Source organism: Novosphingobium sp. HNCC26DJ243, assembly GCF_057180545.1.
Genome location: NZ_JBXUGN010000001.1, coordinates 115,577 through 136,277 on the forward strand (window position 1 = coordinate 115,577; position 20,701 = coordinate 136,277).

Annotated in this window: 23 protein-coding genes and 1 tRNA gene; 11 read left to right on the forward strand and 13 right to left on the reverse strand. The window is 62.7% G+C overall.

Features of this window, described 5'->3' with window-relative positions:
* The first annotated feature begins 61 nt into the window (after positions 1-61).
* Positions 62-574, forward strand: a complete 513-nt coding sequence (locus AC2A04_RS00600; protein ID WP_484210377.1) for a DOMON-like domain-containing protein — start codon at positions 62-64, stop codon at positions 572-574.
* Positions 571-1,770: an exo-beta-N-acetylmuramidase NamZ family protein gene (locus AC2A04_RS00605; RefSeq protein WP_484210378.1), complete on the forward strand. Its 1,200-nt coding sequence runs from the start codon at positions 571-573 to the stop codon at positions 1,768-1,770. Before AC2A04_RS00600 ends, AC2A04_RS00605 begins: the two co-directional genes overlap by 4 nt.
* Here AC2A04_RS00605 and AC2A04_RS00610 read toward each other — a convergent pair.
* Together AC2A04_RS00610 and AC2A04_RS00615 are read right to left on the reverse strand one after the other, a co-directional pair.
* The gene (locus tag AC2A04_RS00610) at positions 1,764-3,035 is read right to left on the reverse strand and encodes an MFS transporter (protein ID WP_484210379.1); all 1,272 of its coding nucleotides are present in this window, start codon (positions 3,033-3,035) and stop codon (positions 1,764-1,766) included. The two genes, AC2A04_RS00605 and AC2A04_RS00610, sit on opposite strands and share 7 nt — an antisense overlap.
* Positions 3,036-3,107: 72 nt before the next feature.
* Positions 3,108-4,289 carry a vWA domain-containing protein gene (locus AC2A04_RS00615; protein ID WP_484210380.1) on the reverse strand — a complete coding sequence of 394 codons (1,182 nt, stop codon included), beginning with the start codon at positions 4,287-4,289 and terminating at the stop codon, positions 3,108-3,110.
* 170 nt (positions 4,290-4,459) lie between these two features.
* Between AC2A04_RS00615 and AC2A04_RS00620 the strand changes: the two genes are divergently transcribed.
* Positions 4,460-5,395, forward strand: a complete 936-nt coding sequence (locus AC2A04_RS00620; RefSeq protein WP_484210381.1) for a L,D-transpeptidase family protein — start codon at positions 4,460-4,462, stop codon at positions 5,393-5,395.
* Here AC2A04_RS00620 and AC2A04_RS00625 read toward each other — a convergent pair.
* Positions 5,388-5,813: a GFA family protein gene (locus AC2A04_RS00625; RefSeq protein ID WP_484210382.1), complete on the reverse strand. Its 426-nt coding sequence runs from the start codon at positions 5,811-5,813 to the stop codon at positions 5,388-5,390. The two genes, AC2A04_RS00620 and AC2A04_RS00625, sit on opposite strands and share 8 nt — an antisense overlap.
* Positions 5,814-5,892: 79 nt before the next feature.
* On the opposite strand from AC2A04_RS00625, the gene AC2A04_RS00630 reads away from it, so the two are divergent.
* Positions 5,893-6,633 carry a glutathione S-transferase family protein gene (locus tag AC2A04_RS00630; RefSeq protein WP_484210383.1) on the forward strand — a complete coding sequence of 247 codons (741 nt, stop codon included), beginning with the start codon at positions 5,893-5,895 and terminating at the stop codon, positions 6,631-6,633.
* A 17-nt stretch (positions 6,634-6,650) separates the two neighbouring features.
* Here AC2A04_RS00630 and AC2A04_RS00635 read toward each other — a convergent pair whose 3' ends face one another.
* Positions 6,651-7,496: an AAA family ATPase gene (locus AC2A04_RS00635; protein ID WP_484210384.1), complete on the reverse strand. Its 846-nt coding sequence runs from the start codon at positions 7,494-7,496 to the stop codon at positions 6,651-6,653.
* Between the two features lie 352 nt (positions 7,497-7,848).
* On the opposite strand from AC2A04_RS00635, the gene AC2A04_RS00640 reads away from it, so the two are divergent.
* On the forward strand, positions 7,849-8,505 hold the full coding sequence (locus AC2A04_RS00640) for a hypothetical protein (protein ID WP_484210385.1): 657 nt from the start codon (positions 7,849-7,851) through the stop codon (positions 8,503-8,505).
* Here the strand turns inward: AC2A04_RS00640 and parE are convergent.
* On the reverse strand, positions 8,502-10,514 hold the full coding sequence (gene parE, locus AC2A04_RS00645; RefSeq protein ID WP_484210386.1) for a DNA topoisomerase IV subunit B: 2,013 nt from the start codon (positions 10,512-10,514) through the stop codon (positions 8,502-8,504). The two genes, AC2A04_RS00640 and parE, sit on opposite strands and share 4 nt — an antisense overlap.
* A gap of 82 nt (positions 10,515-10,596) precedes the next feature.
* Positions 10,597-11,778 (reverse strand): penicillin-binding protein activator, encoded by a 1,182-nt coding sequence (locus tag AC2A04_RS00650; RefSeq protein ID WP_484210387.1) that lies wholly within the window; start codon positions 11,776-11,778, stop codon positions 10,597-10,599.
* A gap of 50 nt (positions 11,779-11,828) precedes the next feature.
* Here AC2A04_RS00650 and rsmI point away from each other — a divergent pair, with 50 nt between their 5' ends.
* Both rsmI and AC2A04_RS00660 read left to right on the forward strand, forming a co-directional pair.
* Complete coding sequence (gene rsmI, locus AC2A04_RS00655; RefSeq protein ID WP_484210388.1) at positions 11,829-12,665, forward strand: 16S rRNA (cytidine(1402)-2'-O)-methyltransferase; 837 nt, start codon at positions 11,829-11,831, stop codon at positions 12,663-12,665.
* A complete protein-coding gene (locus AC2A04_RS00660; protein ID WP_484210389.1) occupies positions 12,662-13,030 on the forward strand; it encodes a YraN family protein in 369 nt (122 codons plus the stop codon). The genes rsmI and AC2A04_RS00660 overlap by 4 nt, the downstream gene beginning before the upstream one ends.
* A 10-nt stretch (positions 13,031-13,040) precedes the next feature.
* Here the strand turns inward: AC2A04_RS00660 and AC2A04_RS00665 are convergent, their stop codons facing one another.
* Positions 13,041-13,235 (reverse strand): hypothetical protein, encoded by a 195-nt coding sequence (locus AC2A04_RS00665; RefSeq protein WP_484210390.1) that lies wholly within the window; start codon positions 13,233-13,235, stop codon positions 13,041-13,043.
* A 125-nt stretch (positions 13,236-13,360) separates the two neighbouring features.
* On the opposite strand from AC2A04_RS00665, the gene gshB reads away from it, so the two are divergent.
* Both gshB and AC2A04_RS00675 read left to right on the forward strand, forming a co-directional pair.
* Entirely contained in the window at positions 13,361-14,308 is a 948-nt protein-coding gene (gene gshB / locus AC2A04_RS00670; protein ID WP_484210391.1) for a glutathione synthase, read from the forward strand.
* Positions 14,309-14,332: 24 nt separating this feature from the next.
* Complete coding sequence (locus AC2A04_RS00675) at positions 14,333-14,935, forward strand: DedA family protein (protein WP_484210392.1); 603 nt, start codon at positions 14,333-14,335, stop codon at positions 14,933-14,935.
* A gap of 63 nt (positions 14,936-14,998) precedes the next feature.
* On the opposite strand, the gene accC is transcribed toward AC2A04_RS00675, so the two are convergent.
* The 6 genes from accC to AC2A04_RS00705 form a co-directional block, all read right to left on the reverse strand.
* Positions 14,999-16,345 (reverse strand): acetyl-CoA carboxylase biotin carboxylase subunit, encoded by a 1,347-nt coding sequence (accC, locus tag AC2A04_RS00680; RefSeq protein ID WP_484210393.1) that lies wholly within the window; start codon positions 16,343-16,345, stop codon positions 14,999-15,001.
* Between the two features lie 10 nt (positions 16,346-16,355).
* Positions 16,356-16,838 carry an acetyl-CoA carboxylase biotin carboxyl carrier protein gene (accB, locus tag AC2A04_RS00685; protein ID WP_484210394.1) on the reverse strand — a complete coding sequence of 161 codons (483 nt, stop codon included), beginning with the start codon at positions 16,836-16,838 and terminating at the stop codon, positions 16,356-16,358.
* 102 nt (positions 16,839-16,940) lie between these two features.
* Complete coding sequence (gene aroQ, locus AC2A04_RS00690; protein WP_484210395.1) at positions 16,941-17,393, reverse strand: type II 3-dehydroquinate dehydratase; 453 nt, start codon at positions 17,391-17,393, stop codon at positions 16,941-16,943.
* A 94-nt stretch (positions 17,394-17,487) separates the two neighbouring features.
* Positions 17,488-17,814 carry a hypothetical protein gene (locus AC2A04_RS00695; protein ID WP_484210396.1) on the reverse strand — a complete coding sequence of 109 codons (327 nt, stop codon included), beginning with the start codon at positions 17,812-17,814 and terminating at the stop codon, positions 17,488-17,490.
* A gap of 90 nt (positions 17,815-17,904) precedes the next feature.
* On the reverse strand, positions 17,905-18,318 hold the full coding sequence (locus AC2A04_RS00700; RefSeq protein ID WP_484210397.1) for a holin family protein: 414 nt from the start codon (positions 18,316-18,318) through the stop codon (positions 17,905-17,907).
* 118 nt (positions 18,319-18,436) lie between these two features.
* A tRNA-Pro gene (locus AC2A04_RS00705) sits at positions 18,437-18,513 on the reverse strand.
* Between the two features lie 217 nt (positions 18,514-18,730).
* On the opposite strand from AC2A04_RS00705, the gene yajC reads away from it, so the two are divergent.
* Both yajC and secD read left to right on the forward strand, forming a co-directional pair.
* Positions 18,731-19,060, forward strand: coding sequence for a preprotein translocase subunit YajC (gene yajC / locus AC2A04_RS00710; protein WP_484210398.1), 330 nt, complete (start codon positions 18,731-18,733; stop codon positions 19,058-19,060).
* Between the two features lie 29 nt (positions 19,061-19,089).
* Positions 19,090-20,697: a protein translocase subunit SecD gene (gene secD / locus AC2A04_RS00715; protein WP_484210399.1), complete on the forward strand. Its 1,608-nt coding sequence runs from the start codon at positions 19,090-19,092 to the stop codon at positions 20,695-20,697.
* Positions 20,698-20,701: the final 4 nt, after the last annotated feature.

The window sequence follows — 20,701 nt, forward strand, 5'->3', positions numbered from 1 at the left end:
TCGGCGGCGCGACTAGCACGGAGATGAGCGCTTGGGAACTTTCGAGCTAGTCTGCCATCCCATGCATCCGCCGCTTGGCATTACCGGCATTTCCGCGCGCATTGCATCGCGCGACGGTTCCTGGGTCACGTTTCGGTGGCGAGTCGAAGGGGCGGCGAAGTTGGTCGTCCCGCCTTTTGCGGGCAAGGGCCGCGCCGACGGATTGTGGCAGACGACCTGCTTCGAGTTATTCGCGAGGCCGAACGGTGGCACAAGCTACGCTGAGTTCAACTTCTCGCCATCGCAACGATGGGCCGCCTACGACTTTTCGGACTACCGCGAAGGGATGACCGAACGTGCCATGCCGCGCGATCCTGTCTGCACGCCCCGCCGCGGTCAGTCGCTGTTGATTTTCGACGTCGCGCTGCCCGCTTCGGCACTGCCGGCGCTGCCCTTCGTTTACGGCTTCACGGCGGTGATCGAGGAGGAGGGCGGGCACAAGTCCTACTGGGCCATTGCCCATCGCGAAGACCGGCCCGATTTCCATCACGCATCTTGCTTCGCCGCGCGCCTTGAGGCACCGGACGGCCTATGAAATTCGGTATCGACCGGCTCATCGCCGAACCCGCCCTGAGAACTCCTCTTGAAGGCCGCCGCGTTGCGCTCGTCGCCCATCCCGCTTCGGTGACGGCGGACCTCGTTCACTCGCTCGACGCGCTGATCGCGGCCGGTGTAAACGTGACGTCGGCTTTCGGTCCGCAGCACGGGCTCAAGGGCGACAAGCAGGACAACATGGTCGAGACGGCGGACGAGCTGGACTCGATCTATCGCATCCCGGTGTTCAGCCTCTATGGCGAAGTGCGCCGCCCGACGCCGCAGATGATGGACAGCGCCGACGTGTTCCTGTTCGACCTGCAGGACCTCGGCTGCCGCATCTACACCTTCGTCACCACGCTGCTCTACCTGCTTGAGGCCGCGAGTGGTACCGGCAAGACGGTCTGGGTGCTGGACCGGCCCAATCCCGCGGGCCGCCCGGTCGAGGGCACCAGGCTGGTGCCGGGCTGGGAAAGTTTCGTCGGCGCTGGCCCCATGCCCATGCGTCACGGCATGACGCTTGGCGAGATGGGGCAGTGGTTCATCCAGCACTTCGGGCTCGACGTCGATTACCGCGTGATCGCAATGGAAGGCTGGCAGCCGGATGGCGCGCCCGGCTTTGGCTGGCCCGAAAGCAGGATCTGGATCAATCCTTCGCCCAACGCCGCCAGCCTGAACATGGCGCGGGCCTATGCCGGAACGGTGATGATCGAAGGCGCGACCGTGTCCGAAGGCCGGGGCACGACGCGTCCGCTCGAAGTGCTGTTCGGTGCGCCCGATATCGATGCCAAGGCCGTGCTCGCTGAAATGCGCGCCTTCGCGCCGCAGTGGATGGAAGGGTGCGCCATCCGCGAATGCTGGTTCGAGCCGACTTTCCACAAACATGGCAAGACGCTCTGCAACGGGCTGATGATCCACGCCGAGGGCGCATTCTACGATCACGAGGCCTTCCGCCCGTGGCGTTTGCAGGCGCTGGCCTTCAAGGCCATCCGCCGGCTCTATCCCAATTACCCGCTGTGGCGCGATTTTCCGTACGAGTACGTGTTCGACAAGCTGGCGATCGACGTCATCAATGGCGGTCCCGCCTTGCGCGAATGGGTGGATGCATCAGGCTCGCAGGCGGCTGATCTCGATGCCGTAGCGAACCCCGACGAGGCATCCTGGGTCGAGGAAAGGCGCGCGTTCTTGCTTTACTGAGGTTGCGGCACCCGCTTCGGCGCGCTCTCGCGCGTAAGTGCCATGCCCGCAAAGGCTAGCAGCGCAGCAACCAGCATGTACCAGGCGACTATCATCGGCTCGCCGGTGACCTTCAGCAGCCAGGTCAACATGAGCTGCGTTGTGCCGCCCAGAAACGTGACGGGGAGGGCATAAATCAGCGCAAAGGTGCGTGCCCGTGTTGCCTTGGGCAAAGTCTCGGTAATGCTCGCATAGAGTGCACCGTTGGGGATCGTTGCCAGAAATGCGAGGATCGCATTTCCTGCGATGAAGACCGCAGCATCGTGAGTGGATGCCAGCCAAGCATAGCTTGGCACGATGGCCAGCGTGAACGCCGCCCACGGCCAGATCAGCAGCGGTCGCCGACCGAACCGGTCGCTCAGCCAGCCTCCCAGCAGAATGGCGAAGAACCGCGCCACGTTCGCACACAGCGTCGCGCCCATCGCAATGCTCGCAGAGAAGCCGAGGGTATTCTGGCCATAAGTCGCGAGGTAGTTGAACAGGTAGGTCGCAATCGTCGCGCCAGAGACCATCATCGCGCCAAGCACGATGACCCTGAGCTGTCCTTTGGCGGCAGGGCCTGCCTCGAGATGGTCGGGAGCATGGATGGTTTCCGGAAGCGAGCGGCGGATGATGATCGAGAACGGCACGATGACTGTCCCCAGCAACAGCGCCACGCGCCAGCCCCAGTCGGTCAGTTGCTCGGCCGTAAGCACAAGGCTGAGGCCAAGACCGACCAGAGCACCTGCGGACGAAGCGATGGCCTGGCTTGCGCCCTGCCAACTGATTGCCATCGCCCGCCGATCCTGGCTCGCAGTCTCAAGCATGTAGGTCGTTGCCGAACCAACCTCGCCACCAAGCGCAAACCCCTGCAACAGTCGGGCGACCACAACGATGACGGGAGCTATGGCGCCGATGCGTTCATATGACGGCGTAAGCGCGAGTACGGCAACCGAGACTCCCATCAGTGCCATGCTCAAGAGCATGGCAGGCTTGCGCCCATGGCGATCCGCCCATGCTCCGATGATCCAGGCCCCAAGTGGCCTTCCGATAAACCCGACTCCGAACGTGGCAAGCGAAGCCATCAGGCTTACGAACGGATCCTGCGACGGGAAAAACACCTTGCCGATCTGGATGGCAAAGAAGCTGAACGTGATGAAATCGTAGAACTCGAGCGCATTGCCAGTGGTCGCGGCAATGATCGCTTTTCTCGCCAGTCGGCGCTCATCTTCTCCGGATAATGTCACGATCACCCCCGTCGACCGAATTCGGGTTCAGGCTGACAGGGAAGCCCGCGAAGTCAAGCGAGGCGGCCCGCCTCAGTGCTTCTTGCGCGTAAGTTCACGCATGGCACCGTCGAGGCCTTCGAGCGAGAGCGGGTACATCGATCCGCCAAGCAAGTCCTTGATCATCTTGGTGGATTGCGAATATCCCCACTGCTTTTCGGGGACGGGATTGAGCCAGACAGTAGCCGGATAGGTCTGTGCCACGCGGTGCATCCAAACCGCGCCTGCTTCCTCGTTGAAATGCTCGACGCTGCCGCCGGGGTGGCTGATCTCGTAAGGGCTCATTGCCGCATCCCCGACGAACACGACCTTGTAGTCGTGCCCGAACTTGTGGAGGATGTCCCAGGTCTTGGTGCGATCGGACCAGCGGCGCTTGTTGTCCTTCCACACGCCTTCGTAGAGGCAATTGTGGAAATAGAAGAACTCCATGTTCTTGAATTCGGCGGTGGCGGCGCTGAATAGCTCCTCCACTAGCCGGATGAACGGGTCCATTGATCCGCCAACATCGAGAAACAGCAGCAGTTTCACGGCATTGCGCTTTTCCGGGCGCATCCTGATATCGAGCCAGCCCTGACGGGCGGTGCCTTCGATCGTGCCTTCAAGGTCGAGCTCGTCGGCCGCGCCTTCGCGGGCAAAGCGGCGCAGGCGGCGCAAGGCGATCTTGATGTTGCGCGTACCCAGTTCTCTGGTGTTGTCGAGGTTCTGGAAATCGCGCTTTTCCCAGACCTTGAGCGCGCGCTTGTGCCTGCTCTCGCCGCCGATGCGCACGCCTTCGGGGTTGTAGCCTGAATTGCCGAATGGGCTGGTGCCTCCGGTTCCTATCCACTTGCTGCCGCCCTGGTGCCGGTCGTGCTGTTCCTCGAGCCGCTTCTTCAATGTCTCCATGATCTCGTCCCAGCTTCCCAGGGACTTGATCTTTTCCATCTCTTCTTCGCTGAGGAACTTTTCGGCGATAGCCTTCAGCCAGTCCTCGGGTATGTCGACCGGGCGCTGGCCGTAATCGGTGAGAACGCCCTTGAAGACCTTGTTGAAGACCTGGTCGAAGCGGTCGAGCAGGCCCTCATCCTTCACGAACGTGGCGCGCGACAGGTAGTAGAACGCCTCGGGGGTCTGCTCGATAACGCCCTTGTCTAGCGCTTCGAGCAGGACGAGATGCTCCTTGAAGCTGGCGGGAATCCCGGCGGCGCGCAGTTCGTCGACAAAATTGAAGAACACGAATGAGCGCTCCCTTGGCTTAATCGTGTGATTAAGCGCTGATCGCCTGTTGGGCAAGGCCTGTCGGAGCATCCGGATCGGCGCGTTTGATCGGCGTGAACCGAAAGAATCGGTTGAGCGCCCGCCGACAACGTTTAACCAAGACGGAACATGGTTAAGAGGTGTTTACCATGACGCGGACGCTGGGCGCTGTCGGGTTATTCCTTGCCATGCTGGTCATGGCCCTGATCGCCATGCCCGGCGCACTCTCGTCTTTCGCGGGCGAGAAGGCACAGGCGCAGGCCGTTTCCGCCGCTTATCCGCAACCGGAATTGATGGCGCCTCCGCTACCCGCTCCATCCACTGTCACGATGCCGCCGCCTGTTTCGGACGTTCTTCGTTCGGGCGTACTGATCGTCGTCAGCAAGTCGACCCAGCGGATGCACGTGTTCAAGGACGGAACGCTGTGGGCAACCTCGCCGGTCTCAACCGGAAAGCGCGGCCATGGGACTCCCGCGGGCATATTTTCGATTCTCCAGAAGAAGACCTTTCACCGCTCTAACATCTACAGCAATGCGCCAATGCCCTTCATGCAGCGGCTGACTTGGCGCGGGATCGCGATCCACGCAGGACGATTGCCGGGATATCCGGCGTCGCACGGCTGCATCCGTCTGCCCTACGGATTCGCGCGTGCGCTCTTTGCCCTGACGCGCGCGGCGTCGACGACAGTGGTCGTGACCAACGAGCCGATCCGGAGCGACGAGCAAGCCGTGCAGATCGCGTTCAATGCCGAAAGTCCCCGTACGAACGTCCCGGGCACGCAGCCGCAGCAAGGCATGATGGCGCAGGCAGCTCAGACGACGCCCGTTCTGAACCAGTCTGGGCCCAGCCTTTCAGGGCCGGGGCAGACCATTCAGCTTGCAGCAGCCATCAGTCCGGGAGAAGCGGAGGCCCATTGGCAGGATCTGGTTTCCATGCATCCCGAGCTTGCCGGCTTTCAGAAAGTCGTGATCCCTGCCGTGGTCGGCACACGTCGCTTCTATCGCCTGCGCGCAAGTGCGCCCGGCGCCCATGCTTACTGTGCCTCGCTCCGCCGCACGGGTCAGGATTGCTTCAACGTCATTTAGCCGGGGTGGGTGGGGCAGGTGGCTGCCTCGGCCAGCTTTCGAGCGTGGGATCGATATGGGCCCAGGCAGGAGCCTCTTCGGTCCAGATCACCACTTCGGGCCTGAGACCATGCGGCTCGTCGATGACACCCAGCCGAACGGTCTTGAGGTGCGCGCGGGCCGAACTCTGCGCATAGACCTGCGTGCCGCATGACGGGCAGAAGCTGAAGGTCAGCGTGTTGCCGCTCGCCGCCGTCCAATGGCTGGCTGCAAGAGGGCCGGAAACACGCACATCCTCCACCTTGAAGATCGCGTTGTGCGTCGGACCGCCTGCGGCAATCTGCTGGCATTGGCGGCACCAGCACTGGCGCGTGCCAATCGGTTCTCCTGTGATTTCAAGCTTTACCGCTCCACAGGCGCAGCCACCGGTATAGGACATCAGCGCAGACTCCGATTTGGTATTGTTAGTGTTACATACAATTGTTTATGGTGCGCTCACTCGGAGAGGATACCAAAAAATGCTCAAGCTCTATTCGTTCGGCCCCGCCGCCAATTCGATGAAGCCGCTGCTCACGGTCTTTGAAAAGGGCCTGCCGGTCGAGAAGCATCGCCTCGATCCGGCGAAGTTCGAACATCATACCGACTGGTTCAAGGCAATCAATCCGCGCGGTCAGGTTCCGGCTCTCGTCGATGGCGACAATGTCGTAACCGAGTCGACCGTCATCTGCGAATATCTTGAAGACGAGTATCCCACCGAGGTCCTTCTGCGCCCGGCCGACAGTTTCGGGCGTGCCCAGATGCGCGTCTGGACCAAGTGGGTGGATGAATACTTCTGCTGGTGCGTCTCGACAATCGGCTGGCACCGCTATGTCGGCAACATGGTCAAGGGGCTCAGCGACGAGGAATTCGAACAGAAAGTTGCCGCCATTCCGGTCGTCGAGCAGCAGATCAAGTGGCGCCGCGCCCGCGATGGCTTCCCGCAGGACATGCTGGACGACGAGATGCGCAAGATCGCCTATTCGGTCCGCCGTCTCGACGATCATCTGGCCAACCACGAATGGCTGGTGCCCGGCCAGTACACGCTGGCCGACATCTGCAACTTTGCGATAGCCAACGGCATGCAGTTCGGCTTCGCCGACCTCGTCAACACGCACGAGACGCCGCACCTCTTGCGCTGGATCGAACAGATCAATGCCCGCCCGGCGGTGAAGGAGATGTTCGCGCAGGTCGAACTCGAAAAGCTCGGCCCGCGCGAATGACGGCGTGAAGGCTTCGGTCAGTTACCCGGACGGCGGGCCATGAAGGCGAGGCGTTCGAACAGCATGATGTCCTGCTCGTTCTTGAGCAGGGCCCCATGCAGCGGGGGGATCGCCTTGGTCGGGTCGCGGTTCTGGAGAACGTCGAGGGGCATGTCCTCGTTCAGCAATAGCTTCAGCCAGTCGAGCAATTCCGATGTGCTCGGCTTCTTCTTGAGGCCGGGTACTTCGCGCACTTCGTAGAATATTTCCATTGCCTTGCCGACGAGCGTCTTCTGGATGCCGGGGAAGTGGACGTCGATGATCGCCTGCATCGTCTCGCGGTCCGGAAACTTGATGTAGTGGAAGAAGCAGCGGCGCAGGAAGGCGTCGGGCAGTTCCTTCTCGTTGTTCGAGGTGATGACGACGATCGGGCGTTCCTTCGCCTCGACCCGCTCCTGCGTTTCGTAGACGTCGAAGCTCATCCGGTCGAGTTCTTGCAGCAGGTCGTTGGGGAACTCGATATCGGCCTTGTCGATCTCGTCGATCAGCAGGACGGGGAGCTTGGGCGCGGTGAACGCTTCCCAGAGCTTGCCCTTCTTGATGTAGTTGCCGATGTCATGGACGCGTTCGTCGCCCAACTGGCCATCGCGCAGGCGGGCGACGGCGTCATATTCGTAGAGGCCCTGCTGCGCCTTGGTCGTGGATTTCACGTTCCATTCGATAAGTGGCGCGCCGACGGCCCTAGCGATTTCGTGCGCAAGCACTGTCTTTCCGGTGCCGGGCTCGCCCTTGACCAGTAATGGGCGGCGGAGCAGAACGGCGGCGTTGACGGCAACCTTGAGATCATCGGTAGCGACGTAATTGCTGGTGCCTTCAAAGCGCATCGGTGGTTCCTGTATTAATCGGCTGGTTAAGCGATAGGTCGCCAGGTCAAGCAGCGCAAGACCCCCGACGTTACTGACGAACGCGTCATGATCGGCCCGGTTGTGTGACGCAAGTGTCAGCAACCGGCAATTCCTGCTGACGCTCGCGTAAAATAAGTCTCCACCTTGAAAGCGGACCAGCGTGCCGAGACCTTGGCCCTTCCAATTGCGGGACTGGTCTGGCGCGTGTAGGCCCCGCGCGATGATTTTCCGGATCCAGAGACCCGAAACCACAGGCTATCGGGCCTCGCCCCGCGGAAGGCTGGCGGCGATTGTGCTTGCGCTTCTGGCGAGCATCTCCGTTTTCGTGATCATGATTCGCATGGGAGCCTTCAGCCCGTTCGGCGAACCGGGCGGCGCCCGACTCGTTGCCATTGACCTCGGGACCGAGGCACAAAAGGGCGAGAAGGAATCAGCCAAACCCGAGACTTCCGAGCAGAAATCGGACGCGGCGGTGCCAGATGCGCGAACAGTGCAGGTGGCACCTCCCCGGGTGCCGGTTCCGGGCAAGGTGCAATGGCCCGAAGGGTTCATCGAACTGTCGTCCAAGGATTACGCAGACGCCGATATCAGCAGGATGAAGCGGGGGCAGGCCGGGGGCAGCACCGGGGCCGCGGGCGGCAGCGGCGGTGCAGAAGGGGTGGGCGAAGGTCCGGGCGGCGTCCGCCTGTACAATGCACAGTGGTATCGCGAACCGACCGACGCGGAGATCGGACCCTACATGCCCGCCAGCCGCCCACCGGGCGCCTGGGCGATGATCGCCTGTCGCACGATCGAGAAATTCCATGTCGAGGACTGCCAGGAACTGGGCGAATCCCCGCCGGGATCAGGCCTCGCCCGTGCGCTGCGGCAAGCATCCTGGCAATTCCTCGTCCGTCCGCCGCGTGTGAACGGCAAGAGCCAGGTTGGTGAGTGGGTGCGGATACGATTCGAATTTACGCGCGAAAAGACCAAAGAAGCAGACGGTTAAGCGTCAATCAGTTCAGGATCCAATTCCCCCGCCCGGTTCTGGATGAACATGAACCTTTGCGCCGGGTCACGGCCCATCAGGCGGTCTACCAAGTCCTTCACCGCCGCGCGGCCTTCGTATTCGGGCGGCAGGGTTATGCGGATCAGGCTGCGGGTGGCAGGCGCCATGGTGGTTTCGCGCAGCTGCTGCGGGTTCATTTCACCAAGGCCCTTGAACCGGCCGACCTCGACTTTCTTGCCCTTGAACTTCGTGGCTTCCAGCTCCGCGCGATGGGCGTCATCTTTGGCGTAGGCCGAAGTGCTGCCGTGGGTCAGGCGGTAGAGCGGGGGCTGGGCGAGGTAGAGGTGGCCGCGCCGGACGAGGTCGGGCATCTCCTGAAAGAAGAACGTCATCAGCAGTGTGGCGATGTGCGCACCGTCGACATCGGCGTCGGTCATGATGATCACGCGGTCATAGCGCAGGGCGTCGGCGTTGCAGTCCTTGCGCATCCCGCAGCCCAATGCGAGCGCGAGGTCCGCGATTTCCTGATTGGCGCGGATCTTGTCGGCCGTGGCGCTGGCGACGTTGAGGATCTTGCCGCGGATCGGGAGGATTGCCTGCGTCTTGCGATCGCGCGCCTGCTTGGCGCTGCCGCCTGCAGAGTCACCCTCGACGATAAACAGTTCAGTTTCGCCGCTGCCTTCGCCCGAGCAATCGGTCAGCTTGCCGGGCAGGCGAAGCTTGCGTGCGTTGGTCGCGGTCTTGCGCTTTACCTCGCGTTCGGCCTTGCGCCGGAGGCGTTCGTCCATGCGTTCCATCACCGCACCAAGCAGCGCACGCCCCCGCTCCATATTGTCGGTGAGGAAGTGATCGAAATGGTCGCGCACGGCGGCCTCTACCATGCGCGCGGCCTCGGGGCTGGTCAGGCGGTCCTTGGTCTGGCTCTGGAACTGGGGATCGCGCACAAACACCGAAAGCATGATCTCGCTTCCGGTGATCATGTCCTCGGGCGCGATGTCCTTGGCCTTCTTCTGACCGATTAGATCGGCGAAAGCGCGGATGCCCTTGGTCAGCGCAGCGCGCAGGCCCTGTTCGTGGGTGCCGCCATCGGGCGTGGGAATGGTGTTGCAGTACCACGAATACGAACCGTCGGACCACAGCGGCCAGGCGATGGCCCATTCGACGCGGCCCATTTCCTGTCCTTCGGGGCCTGCTGGAAAGTCCTGACTGCCGGCGAACGGCACAGAGGTAACGCATTCGCGACCCGATACCTGTTCAGCCAGATGGTCGGCCAGACCACCGGGGAACTGGAATACCGCTTCGGCTGGAACATCGTCGCTGACCAGCGAAGGCGCGCATTTCCACCGGATTTCGACGCCTGCGAACAGATAGGCCTTCGAGCGGACCAGCCGGAACAGGCGGGCGGGCTTGAACTTCGCGTCGGCGCCGAAAATCTCGGTATCGGGTACGAACGTGACCTGCGTGCCCCGCCGATTGGGCGCATTGCCGATCTTGAGCAGCTTGGTCGTGGGAACCCCGCGCGAGAACTCCTGCGCGTAAAGTTCCTTGTTCCGGGCGACTTCGATGCGGGTAAGCGAGGACAGCGCGTTGACGACCGAAACGCCGACGCCGTGTAGGCCGCCCGAGGTGGCATAGGCCTTGCCCGAAAACTTGCCGCCTGAATGGAGGGTGGTGAGGATGACTTCGAGCGCCGATTTGCCGGGATACTTGGGGTGTTCATCGACCGGGATGCCGCGCCCGTTGTCCGAGATGGTCAGGCGTCCGGCAGAACCGGGTTCATCCTCCAGGAAAACTTCAATGCGGTTGGCATGGCCGGCGACAGCTTCGTCCATCGCATTGTCGAGCACTTCGGCGGCAAGATGGTGAAGCGCGCGTTCGTCGGTGCCGCCGATGTACATGCCGGGGCGACGGCGAACCGGTTCGAGGCCTTCGAGCACCTCGATCGCGGAACCGTCATAGCTTTCGGCAGCACTGGTGGCGGGGAGCTTGTCGAAAAGGTCATCGGACATGCGAACGGGTATAGAACGCCCGCGAATCCGGGCGCAAGCGGGGATGGCGCCTTATCCGGTGAAATCCCCGGCTTTCGGGCTTTCAGAACTTCGCAGGAGCCGGGCTGACGGTCGAAAACGTCCCCGCGCCCACTTCGCGCACTTCCATCGCGCGCTCGGCCATGCCTGATGCCGTGAAGCGGAACACTCCGTCGAGACCGATGAAGCCTTGCGGATCGTATAGCTTGGCGGTGGGGAAGGTGGTGCCCGGCTTCCATGTGCGGGCGACGTTGAGTGTCAAGAGAACGCTGTCATAGCCGAGCGTGGCCAGCCGCGATGGGACCGCGCCGAAGCGGGAACGATAGGAGGTTTCGAACTTGCCGAAGCGGGCATCGGACACGGCGGCAAACCATGCGCCGCGCATGGCCGGGGAATTGGCGATGGCCCCTTCGCCACTCCAGAGTTCGGTGCCGAGCAGCTTCGTGCCGCGTCCTGCTGCTCCAGCGGCCTGAAGCGCCATGCGGCTGCCATCGGCAACCAGCAGGGCATCGAAACGCCCCTTGTCCTTCGCGCGGCGCACGGCGCTTGCGATCGAGGTGTTGCCGCGATCGTAGGTTTCGACCGCGGTGATGGTGACGCCCATCGCGCGACCCGCTTCGATCACCGCACTGGTGGCGCGCTGCCCGTAATCGCCGGTCGGGATTATGGCCGCGACCGACTTCATGCCGCTCGATTTGGCAAAGCCAAGAACCCGCGCGATCGACTGTCCCGGGGCCTGACCCATGACGAATACATCGCGCGAGGCGACGGCGCTGTCATTGGAGTAGGTGATCATCGGCACCTTGGCGGGACGGGCGGCATTGGCAACCAGCACGACATCGTCGGATAGCAGGGGCCCGAGGATCAGTTTGTTGCCATCGGCAATCGCCTTGGTCGCTGCCGCACCTGCACCGCCCGCCGTGTCATAGGTGGTGATGCGCAGATTTGCCGCGTTGGTATCGAGCAGCGCCATCGTCGCGGCATTGGCGATCGACTGTCCGACCGCACCACTTGGCCCGCTCATCGGCACCAGCAGGGCAACGCGATGGCGGCCTGCGTCGGCTGGCAGAAGATTGGCGTCGGGCGCCTTTTCGGTCGCTTCGGGTGCCGGGCCGACCGAACCTTTCGGGATGACCGCGCAGCCTGCGAGAAGGGAAAGCGAGCCAAACGCGAGGCCCTTGACCAGCCAGCGGCGTGAGGAGCGATGATCGCCCATGCGGCAATCGGCTTCCTGCGCGTCGATCATTACCGGTCCACCCTCTTGTCGCTCATTGCTACCCGGTCCATGGACTGCCCATGGATACGCCACCACTCGAACCCGGCCTGTATATTGTAGCCACCCCGATTGGCAATCTTCGTGACGTAACCCGTCGCGCGGCAGAAACGCTTGAGCGCTGCGCCATCGTTGCCTGCGAAGATACGCGCGTTACGGGCAAGTTGCTGAATTTGCTCGGGCTGCACAAAGTCATGCGCCGGTACGACGATCACGCGAGCGATGCGGCCCGCGAGGCTCTGCTGTCCGAAATGGCGCAAAATCCCGTTGCACTGGTGTCGGATGCCGGGACGCCGCTGATTTCCGATCCGGGTTACAAGCTGGTGCGCGAGGCGCGGGCGCGCGGCATTGCCGTTACCTCCATCCCCGGCCCCAGCGCGTTGGTGGTGGCGCTGTCGATGGCGGGCCTGCCGACCGACCGTTTCATGTTCGCAGGGTTCCTGCCGGCCAAGGACAAGGCGCGAGGCGATGTACTGACCGAGCTGGCTACCGTGCCTGCCACGCTCGTCTTCTACGAAACCGGACCCCGGCTCGTTGCATCGCTGACGGCATTGGCCGAGCGCCTGCCAGGGCGTGAAGTGGCCGTGGCACGCGAACTGACCAAGCTGCATGAGGAATGCCGCAGCGGCAGCGCGGACGAGCTTGCGGCGCACTACGCCGCGCATCCTCCCAGGGGTGAGATTGTGCTGCTGGTCGGGCCGCCTTTGGCGCAGGAAGCACCGGGCGAGGACGTCGTCGAAGCGGAGTTGCGGGCGGCGCTTGCTGAGATGTCGCCCTCGCAGGCAGCAGGGAAGGTGGCCAAGGCACATGGCCTCGACCGCAAGGCGATTTATGCGCTGGCGATGACGCTCAAGTCATGACCGGTTCGCAATCACGGGCCGAGGCCGAGCGGCGCGGGCGCAAGGGCGAGACGCTCGCGGCGTGGTGGTTGCGGCTGACGGGCTGGCGTATTCTTGCGCGTCGCGTGAAGCTCGCCGTGGGCGAGATCGACCTCATTGCGCGGCGCGGACGAACGGTAGCATTCATCGAGGTCAAGTGGCGACGCGATGGCGATGCGCTGGCAGGTGCGATCGATGCTTATCGCCTGCGTCGCGTGGCGCGTGCCGCCGCAGCGGTAGCGCCGAAATTTGTACGGAACGGGGATGCGATGCAGATTGACGTGATCCTGATCGCGCCGGGGCACTGGCCGCGCCGGATCGCCAATGCATGGCAACCCGGCGCGTAACGCTGCAAGCTCAGTGGGTCTTGTGCTCTTCCTTGTGCTCACCTTCGGCGTGGTGGTCGTCCTTCTTGTCGCCTTCGTGATGATCGTCCTTGTGTCCGCCATCGCTGGGTGCCTGCGTGGGGTGCGGATCGGGATTGGCAACGGCCATGCCCGACCAGCCGAGAACGGCAACGGCGGCAGCGGCGGTGGTGATCAACTTGCGCATAAGGGTAGGCTCCTCTTTCGAATCTCTGTCGGGCGCCATCGCGGCGCTCCGGCGAATTTGGTCGCGCGGCGCATAATTCGGCTTTAAGGCGCGGGTGAGATAAACCCCTGAGGCAGAGTGAAAGCATGACTCTTCGCGTCGCGGTCCAGATGGACCCGCTCCATTCGATAAACATCGCCGGGGACTCGAGCTTTGCGCTGATGCTTTCAGCGCAGGAACGCGGACATGAGGTCTTTCATTACGATGTCGGCTCGCTCAGCCTTGACGAGGACGACCGTCTGATCGCGCATGCCACGCAGGTGACGGTGCAGCAGGTGGTGGGCGATCATTATAAGGCAGGTGAAAAGCGGCGGCTCGATCTGGGACGCGATATCGACGTGGTGCTGATGCGGCAGGATCCGCCGTTCGACATGGGCTACATCACCGCGACACACCTGCTCGAACGGATCGAGCGCGAGACGCTTGTCGTGAACAACCCGCGCAGTGTCCGCAACGCGCCCGAAAAGGTGATGGTACTCGACTATCGCCGGTTCATGCCGCCGACGCTGGTGACGCGCTCGGTCGAGGAGGTGCGCACCTTCCAGAAACGCCACGGCGCTATCGTGATCAAGCCGATCCACGGCAATGGCGGCAAGGCGATTTTCCGCGTTTCGGAAGAGGGCGAGAATCTCGGCGCGCTGTTCGAAGTGTTCAACCAGACATGGCCCGAGCCGCACATGGTGCAGGCCTTCCTTCCCGAAGTGGCCCAGGGCGACAAGCGCATCGTTCTGGTCGATGGCGAGATTGCGGGCGCGATCAACCGCCGTCCGGGCGAGGGCGAGTTCCGCTCGAACCTTGCTGTCGGCGGCTACGCCGAGAAGACCGAGCTGACACCGCAGGAGCAGGAAATCTGCGCCGCGCTGGGTCCTGAACTGAAGCGGCTTGGGCTGATCTTCGTCGGGATCGATGTGATCGGCGGCAGATATCTCACCGAGATCAACGTGACCTCGCCGACCGGAATCGTGGCGATCGACAAGTTCAACGGCACCGACACGCCGGGGATGATCTGGGACGCGATCGAGGGGAGACTTTGAGGCGCGTCGTGCGTTGAGCACACCATGAATGACTGGATTATCCACCTGATTGAAGGCGGCGGCTATTGGGGCATCGCTTTCCTGATGGTCATCGAAAACGTGTTTCCGCCCATTCCGTCCGAAGTGATCATGGGCCTTGGCGGCATCGCCGTGGCGCGCGGTCGCATGGAGTTCTGGCCGCTGATGCTGGCCGGGACCGTGGGCAGCACGGCGGGAAACTACTGCTGGTATCTGCTCGGCAGGAGTCTCGGTTACGAACGCCTCAGGCCCTTCGTGACCCGGTTCGGACGTTGGCTGACCGTCGAATGGCACGACATCGAGCGGATCGTCCATTTCTTCCGGCGACACGGGCAGTGGGTGGTCTTCGCCTTGCGCTTCGCACCTTTCATGCGCACCATGATCTCGTTGCCGGCGGGTCTGACCCGCATGGGTCACCTGCGCTTCCTTGCCTTTACCTTTGCGGGCGCGGCGATCTGGAATGCCATCCTTGCCGGGGCTGGCTATTATCTCGGGCGGAACTTCGAGGATCTCGAAAAATATACCGGACCAGTTGCGACTGCAGCGATCGCGATCGTACTCATTGCTTACGCCTGGCGCGTCATCACATGGCGGCCGCGCGAGAACTGAGGGCTCTCAAAAAACAAAGCCCCCGCAAACTGCGAGGGCTCTGCTCGTCCGGTGCCGGGTGGCTCAGGCGTCCTTGGCCAGCCACTCCTCAAGCCACTTGATCGTGTAGTCCCCGCTCAGGAAATCGGGTTCGCCCAGCAGGCGCTGGTGAAGCGGGATCGAGGTCTTGGGGCCTTCGATCACCATCTCCTCGAGCGCGCGCTTCAACCGCATGATGCAGCCTTCGCGCGTGCGGCCGTAGACGATCAGCTTGGCGATCATCGAGTCATAATATGGCGGGATCTTGTACCCGGCATAGAGCCCTGAATCCACGCGCACGTGCATGCCGCCCGATGCGTGATAGCTCTTCACCAGTCCCGGCGAAGGAGCGAAGGTAAAGGGATCTTCCGCATTGATGCGGCACTCGATCGCATGGCCCTTGAACTCGATTTCGTCCTGACGGACCGAAAGCGGCTTGCCATCGGCGATGCGGATCTGTTCGCGCACCAGATCGACGCCGGTGATCGCTTCGGTGACGGGATGCTCCACCTGCAGGCGGGTGTTCATCTCGATGAAGTAGAACTCGCCGTTTTCCCACAGGAACTCGATCGTGCCCGCGCCGCGATAACCCATGTCGGCCATGGCATTTGCCACGATGCCGCCCATACGGTCGCGCTCGGCCGCGGAAATCACGGGCGATGGCGCTTCCTCGAGCACTTTCTGGTGACGGCGCTGAAGCGAACAATCCCGTTCGCCCAGATGGATGGCGTTGCCGTTGCCGTCTCCGAAGATCTGGAATTCGATGTGGCGCGGGTTGCCGAGGTATTTCTCGATATAGACTGTGGCATCGCCGAATGCGGCTTTGGCCTCGCTTCCGGCCTGCTGGATCAGCGTCTCGAGCTCGTCGGGGCTGTTGCAGACCTTCATCCCGCGACCGCCGCCGCCCGACGCCGCCTTGATGATTACCGGGTAGCCGGCCTTTTCGGCAATCGCCTTGGCTTCTTCGAGATCCGAGACCGCTCCGTCCGATCCGGGGACGAGCGGCAGGCCGAGCGCGCCAGCGGTGCGCTTGGCCTCGATCTTGTCACCCATCGTTCGGATATGTTCGGGCTTTGGGCCGATCCACGTGATGCCGTGCGCTTCGACAATCTCGGCAAACTTGGCATTCTCCGAAAGAAAGCCATAGCCGGGGTGGATCGCATCGGCATGCGTGATCTCCGCTGCCGAAATGATCGCCGCGACGTTCAGATAGCTGTCCTTGGCCGCAGGCGGCCCGATGCAGACCGCGTGATCGGCAAGGCGCACGTGCATGGCATCGGCATCGGCGGTGGAGTGCACCGCAACGGTCTCGATGCCCATTTCGTGCGCCGCGCGGTGGATGCGCAGCGCGATTTCGCCGCGATTGGCGATCAGCAGGCGCTGGATGGCCATGGGCGGTCCCTTACGCGATCACGACCAGCGGCTGGTCGAATTCGACCGGCTGCGCGTTCTCGACGAGGATGGCGGTGATCGTGCCCGACGTCGGTGCGACGATCGGGTTCATCACCTTCATCGCCTCGATGATCAGGAGAGTTTCGCCTTCCTTGACGGTCTTGCCCACCGAGATGAAGTTGGCAGCGCCCGGTTCTGCTGCAAGGTAACAGGTGCCGACCATCGGCGATTTCACGGCGTCGGCATTCGCGTCGGCCGGTGCTGCGGCAGCAGCGGTCGCTGCGGCTGCAACGGGGGCAGGCGCAGGTGCTGCGACGGCAAATTGTTGTGCAACTGGTGCTGCGGTCAATTGGCGCGCCACGCGGATCTTGCGGCTGCCGTCCTCAACTTCGATCTCGGAAAGCCCGGTGTCGGCAAGAAGTTCTGCCAGTTCGCGGACCAATGCGCTGTCGATTGCCATGTTATCGGCCTTTTCGCCGCGGTCGTGCCCCATTTATAGTTCCTCGCGGGTGATAATTACAGGCCTCGCGCCATGCCCTCAAGCTGCCAAGCTGGCAAGGGGTGGCTGACCTGGAAGGTGGAAAAACGCCGGTTTCTATAGCCGCGAGGCGGCTTCAAGCGCGACGATATAGCTGTTTGCGCCGAATCCCGCGACAGAGCCCTTGGCGGCCATGCCGACAAACGACTTGTGGCGAAACGCCTCTCGCGTGTGCGGGTTCGACAGGTGCACCTCGATCACGGGCACCTTGATCGACTTGATCGCGTCGTGGATGGCGACCGAGGTATGGGTATAGGCACCGGCATTGAGCAGGACGGCCTTTGCACCGCTCGCCTGCGCCTCGTGCAGCCAGTCGACGAGGTGGCCTTCGTGGTTGGACTGCCGGACATCGACCTCCAGCCCCAGTTCGCGTGAACGGTCTTCCAGCATCCCGGCGATATCGTCCAGCGTCTGCGACCCGTATATTTCGGGTTCGCGCAGGCCCAGCAGATTGAGATTGGGGCCGTTGAGCACGAAGATGGTCGTGCTCGGTGCGGCAGAAGCGGTCATGACAAATCCCCGGAAGCTGGCATTTGTCCGACCTGATAGCCTGTCGCCAGCGTGACGCAAGCGGTCGTCGGGCGGAAATGGGCAGCGTTAAGGGTCAGCCGGCAGGGCCAATAGGAGGCGAGGGCGGCGATTCCATCTGATTGTCGTAGATGGCGCTTTCGGCCGAATTGTCCGTGACGCCCTCATCCATCGCCATCTCTTCGGGCTGGACTTCGGCCTGCATGCTCGAACCGCCAGAGCCCGAGGCCGCCATGGACAGGGCTTCGCGCGACCGCTTGTCGGCGGCTTCGGCCTTGGCCTCGGCAATAGCGATCCGCCGTTCCATCGCCTCCTCGCTCTTGGACTTGCCGCACCCTGCAAGCAGCAGGGCGGGCAAGATCGCGACAAGGATGGTGGATTTGGGCGTGGCCTGATGAAGCATGTTTCTGGACGACCTGATCATTTGCAGGCGAGTCAATAGCAGGCGGAAGTTACCAGAAACTAACCAAACGTTCGGGGCTTCACCGTGGCGTCAGCGATCGGTGCCCCGGGCCTTTCCCCATTGCCGGGCGACCGTGTAGCCAAGATAGCCCGTGCCGAAGAGGGCGTAGAGCGGTTCGGGCAATCCGTTGAGATAAGCGTTGATCCCCGCAGCGATTCCCTGCGCCGCTTCCGGGCGGAATGCTCCGACCAGGCCCATTGGCAGGGCCCAGAGGATCATGATGTACATGACATAGAGAAAGCCGGGCCTTGCGCGACTGGTCCAGGGATCTGTCGACGAGGCTTCGGTTACGATGGCTGACATGCGCGTGCGCAGTTGCTCGATCTCCTGCGTGCCTTCAAGCTTCAGCAGCTCAAGCTTGGCGCGATCGCGCGCTTCCTTGTCGGGGATGACCCGGTCGATTATCGACGAAAGGGGCGAGATCAGGGCTTCGAGAAACGACATGGGCGGGGCGTCCTTGGTTGTGGAAGACGCCCGACGAGATAACCATATCGGTTTGTGTAGGAAAACGATTTGCAGCAAAAAGGCCCGACGCAGAAGTGCGCGGGCCCTTTGAACTTATTGGTCGGGACGAGAGGATTCGAACCTCCGACCCCCACACCCCCAGTGTGATGCGCTACCAGGCTGCGCTACGTCCCGACCGGAAGCGCGCCTATAGGCACCGCCTTCAGGCTTGGCAAGCGCCGGAATGGGCAAAAAGGTTCCACCGAGCCATGGGGCGGATCAGGGGCGTTCGATTGCCATGGCGGGGCCAAGCTGCTAACCGCCCGCGTCAAGCTTGCCGGGCGTCGGTGCGTGCACAATTTACGCGCCGGGTCTGTTGCAAAGTCGAACCCGCGATCCCAGAAACGGACCCATGATGCTGAGCACTCTTTCCGCCGCCGCCGCCAATGCCGGTGAACCGCCTGCCTGGATGAGCTTCCTGCCGCTGGTGGCCATGGGCTTCATCTTCTGGTTCCTGATCCTGCGGCCGCAGATGCGCCAGCAGAAGGAGCACAAGGCCAAGATCGCGGCGATGAAAAAGAACGACATGGTCGTGACCGCGGGCGGGTTGATCGGAAAAGTGGTAAAGCTTGACGATCATTACGTCGAACTCGAACTAGCGCCCAACGTGAAGGTCAAGGCCGTACGCTCGACGCTGGGTGACATCATTCCGCCAGCCGGCAGCGCACCCGCGAACGACTGATCGTCACTTTTACCGAAGGCTGACCGCCCATGCTCGAATTTCCGCGCTGGAAGGTGATCTGGCTCTGGCTGGTGACGCTGATCTGCGTTGCCGCCGCGATCCCCTCGCTCACCTCCACCATGGGCCTCTCCTGGCCGTCATCGCTGCCCGAGCCCAAGGTCAATCTCGGGCTGGACCTCGCCGGCGGCAGCCATATCCTGCTCGAGGCAGACCCTTCGCAGGTGCGCCAGCAGCGCATCGAGGGCATGGAGGAATCGGTCCGCAACAAGCTGAAGCAGGATGGCAAGAATATCCGCATCAGCGATATTTCGAACCGCGATGGCGCGCTCACTTTCGTCGTCGCTGAACCTTCGCAGGTCGATGCCGTGCGTGAAGCGGTATTGCCGCTGACCAATGGCGCAGGGCTGACCGGTCAGCGCGATTGGGACATCAATGTCATCGACGGCAACCGCTTCATCCTGAAGCCGACCGATGCGGGCGTCGATCAGGCGGTGACGCAGGCGATGGACACCGCCGTCGAAGTCGTGCGCAAGCGCATCGACGCTCTGGGCACCAAGGAGCCGACGATCATCCGTTCGGGGCCGACGCGCATTGTCGTGCAGGTGCCCGGCCTGCAGGATCCGCAGGCGCTCAAGAACCTGCTCGGTCAGACCGCGAAGCTCGAGTTCAAGCTGGTCGATACTGCAGCACTTCCGTCCGACGTGGCGCAGGGCATTGCACCTCCGGGCAGCGAGATCGTGCCGTTCATCAGCCCTGCGGAAGGCGGCGGTGCGCCTGCCATTGCGGTCAAGCGCCTTGGCGGCATCCGAGGCGATCAGCTGACTAACGCGCAGCAGACCAACAACCAGCAGACCAACGAGCCGGTCGTCAACATCACCTTCAACACCGAAGGCGGGGCAAAATTCGCCAAGCTGACGACGCAGAACACCGGCAAGCAATTCGCGATCATTCTCGACGGCAAGGTCCTGTCCGCGCCGACGATCAATGAGCCGATCCTTGGTGGCAGCGCCATCATCTCGGGCCGCTTCACCACAGAAAGCGCGAATGCGCTGGCCATCTCGTTGCGCTCGGGCGCGCTGCCGGTCGACCTCAAGGTCGTGGAAGAGCGCACTGTTGGGCCTGACCTTGGCGCGGATTCGATCCGCAAGGGCATGATTGCGATGGGCGTGGGCACGTTCGCGCTGATGGTGTTCATTTTCGTGACCTATGGCCGCTTCGGCATCTATGCGAACCTGGCGCTGATCATCAACGTGCTGATGATCCTGGGCGTCATGGCGATAATCAACACCACCCTGACGCTGCCCGGCATCGCGGGCTTCGTGCTGACTGTCGGTGCAGCGGTTGATGCCAACGTGCTGATCAACGAGCGCATCCGCGAGGAGCGCCATCGCGGGCGCAAGGTCGTGGCCGCAGTGGAGATGGGCTACAAGGAAGCCAGCCGTGCGATCTTCGACGCCAACATCACCAACGTGATCGCGGCTGTGCTGATGTTCGCGTTCGGCTCCGGCCCGGTCAAGGGCTTCGCCATCGTGCTGATGATCGGCATCGTCACCTCGGTGTTCACCGCCGTCACGCTGACGCGCCTGTGGGTCATGCAGTGGCTGCGCCGTGCGCGCCCTGCCGACCTGAATCTGTAAGAGG

Bases quoted from the DNA above. Each gene is read 5' to 3' on its own strand.
- rsmI (WP_484210388.1), top strand. From the start codon at position 11,829: ATGGATACGCCACCACTCGAACCCGGCCTGTATATTGTAGCCACCCCG.
- AC2A04_RS00700 (WP_484210397.1), bottom strand. From the start codon at position 18,318: ATGTCGTTTCTCGAAGCCCTGATCTCGCCCCTTTCGTCGATAATCGAC.
- accC (WP_484210393.1), bottom strand. From the start codon at position 16,345: ATGGCCATCCAGCGCCTGCTGATCGCCAATCGCGGCGAAATCGCGCTG.
- gshB (WP_484210391.1), top strand. From the start codon at position 13,361: ATGACTCTTCGCGTCGCGGTCCAGATGGACCCGCTCCATTCGATAAAC.
- yajC (WP_484210398.1), top strand. From the start codon at position 18,731: ATGATGCTGAGCACTCTTTCCGCCGCCGCCGCCAATGCCGGTGAACCG.
- AC2A04_RS00635 (WP_484210384.1), bottom strand. From the start codon at position 7,496: ATGCGCTTTGAAGGCACCAGCAATTACGTCGCTACCGATGATCTCAAG.
- AC2A04_RS00695 (WP_484210396.1), bottom strand. From the start codon at position 17,814: ATGCTTCATCAGGCCACGCCCAAATCCACCATCCTTGTCGCGATCTTG.
- AC2A04_RS00605 (WP_484210378.1), top strand. From the start codon at position 571: ATGAAATTCGGTATCGACCGGCTCATCGCCGAACCCGCCCTGAGAACT.
- aroQ (WP_484210395.1), bottom strand. From the start codon at position 17,393: ATGACCGCTTCTGCCGCACCGAGCACGACCATCTTCGTGCTCAACGGC.
- AC2A04_RS00600 (WP_484210377.1), top strand. From the start codon at position 62: ATGCATCCGCCGCTTGGCATTACCGGCATTTCCGCGCGCATTGCATCG.
- AC2A04_RS00640 (WP_484210385.1), top strand. From the start codon at position 7,849: ATGATTCGCATGGGAGCCTTCAGCCCGTTCGGCGAACCGGGCGGCGCC.
- AC2A04_RS00675 (WP_484210392.1), top strand. From the start codon at position 14,333: ATGAATGACTGGATTATCCACCTGATTGAAGGCGGCGGCTATTGGGGC.
- AC2A04_RS00630 (WP_484210383.1), top strand. From the start codon at position 5,893: ATGCTCAAGCTCTATTCGTTCGGCCCCGCCGCCAATTCGATGAAGCCG.
- AC2A04_RS00625 (WP_484210382.1), bottom strand. From the start codon at position 5,813: ATGTCCTATACCGGTGGCTGCGCCTGTGGAGCGGTAAAGCTTGAAATC.
- parE (WP_484210386.1), bottom strand. From the start codon at position 10,514: ATGTCCGATGACCTTTTCGACAAGCTCCCCGCCACCAGTGCTGCCGAA.
- secD (WP_484210399.1), top strand. From the start codon at position 19,090: ATGCTCGAATTTCCGCGCTGGAAGGTGATCTGGCTCTGGCTGGTGACG.
- AC2A04_RS00620 (WP_484210381.1), top strand. From the start codon at position 4,460: ATGACGCGGACGCTGGGCGCTGTCGGGTTATTCCTTGCCATGCTGGTC.
- AC2A04_RS00665 (WP_484210390.1), bottom strand. From the start codon at position 13,235: ATGCGCAAGTTGATCACCACCGCCGCTGCCGCCGTTGCCGTTCTCGGC.
- AC2A04_RS00650 (WP_484210387.1), bottom strand. From the start codon at position 11,778: ATGATCGACGCGCAGGAAGCCGATTGCCGCATGGGCGATCATCGCTCC.
- accB (WP_484210394.1), bottom strand. From the start codon at position 16,838: ATGGGGCACGACCGCGGCGAAAAGGCCGATAACATGGCAATCGACAGC.
- AC2A04_RS00660 (WP_484210389.1), top strand. From the start codon at position 12,662: ATGACCGGTTCGCAATCACGGGCCGAGGCCGAGCGGCGCGGGCGCAAG.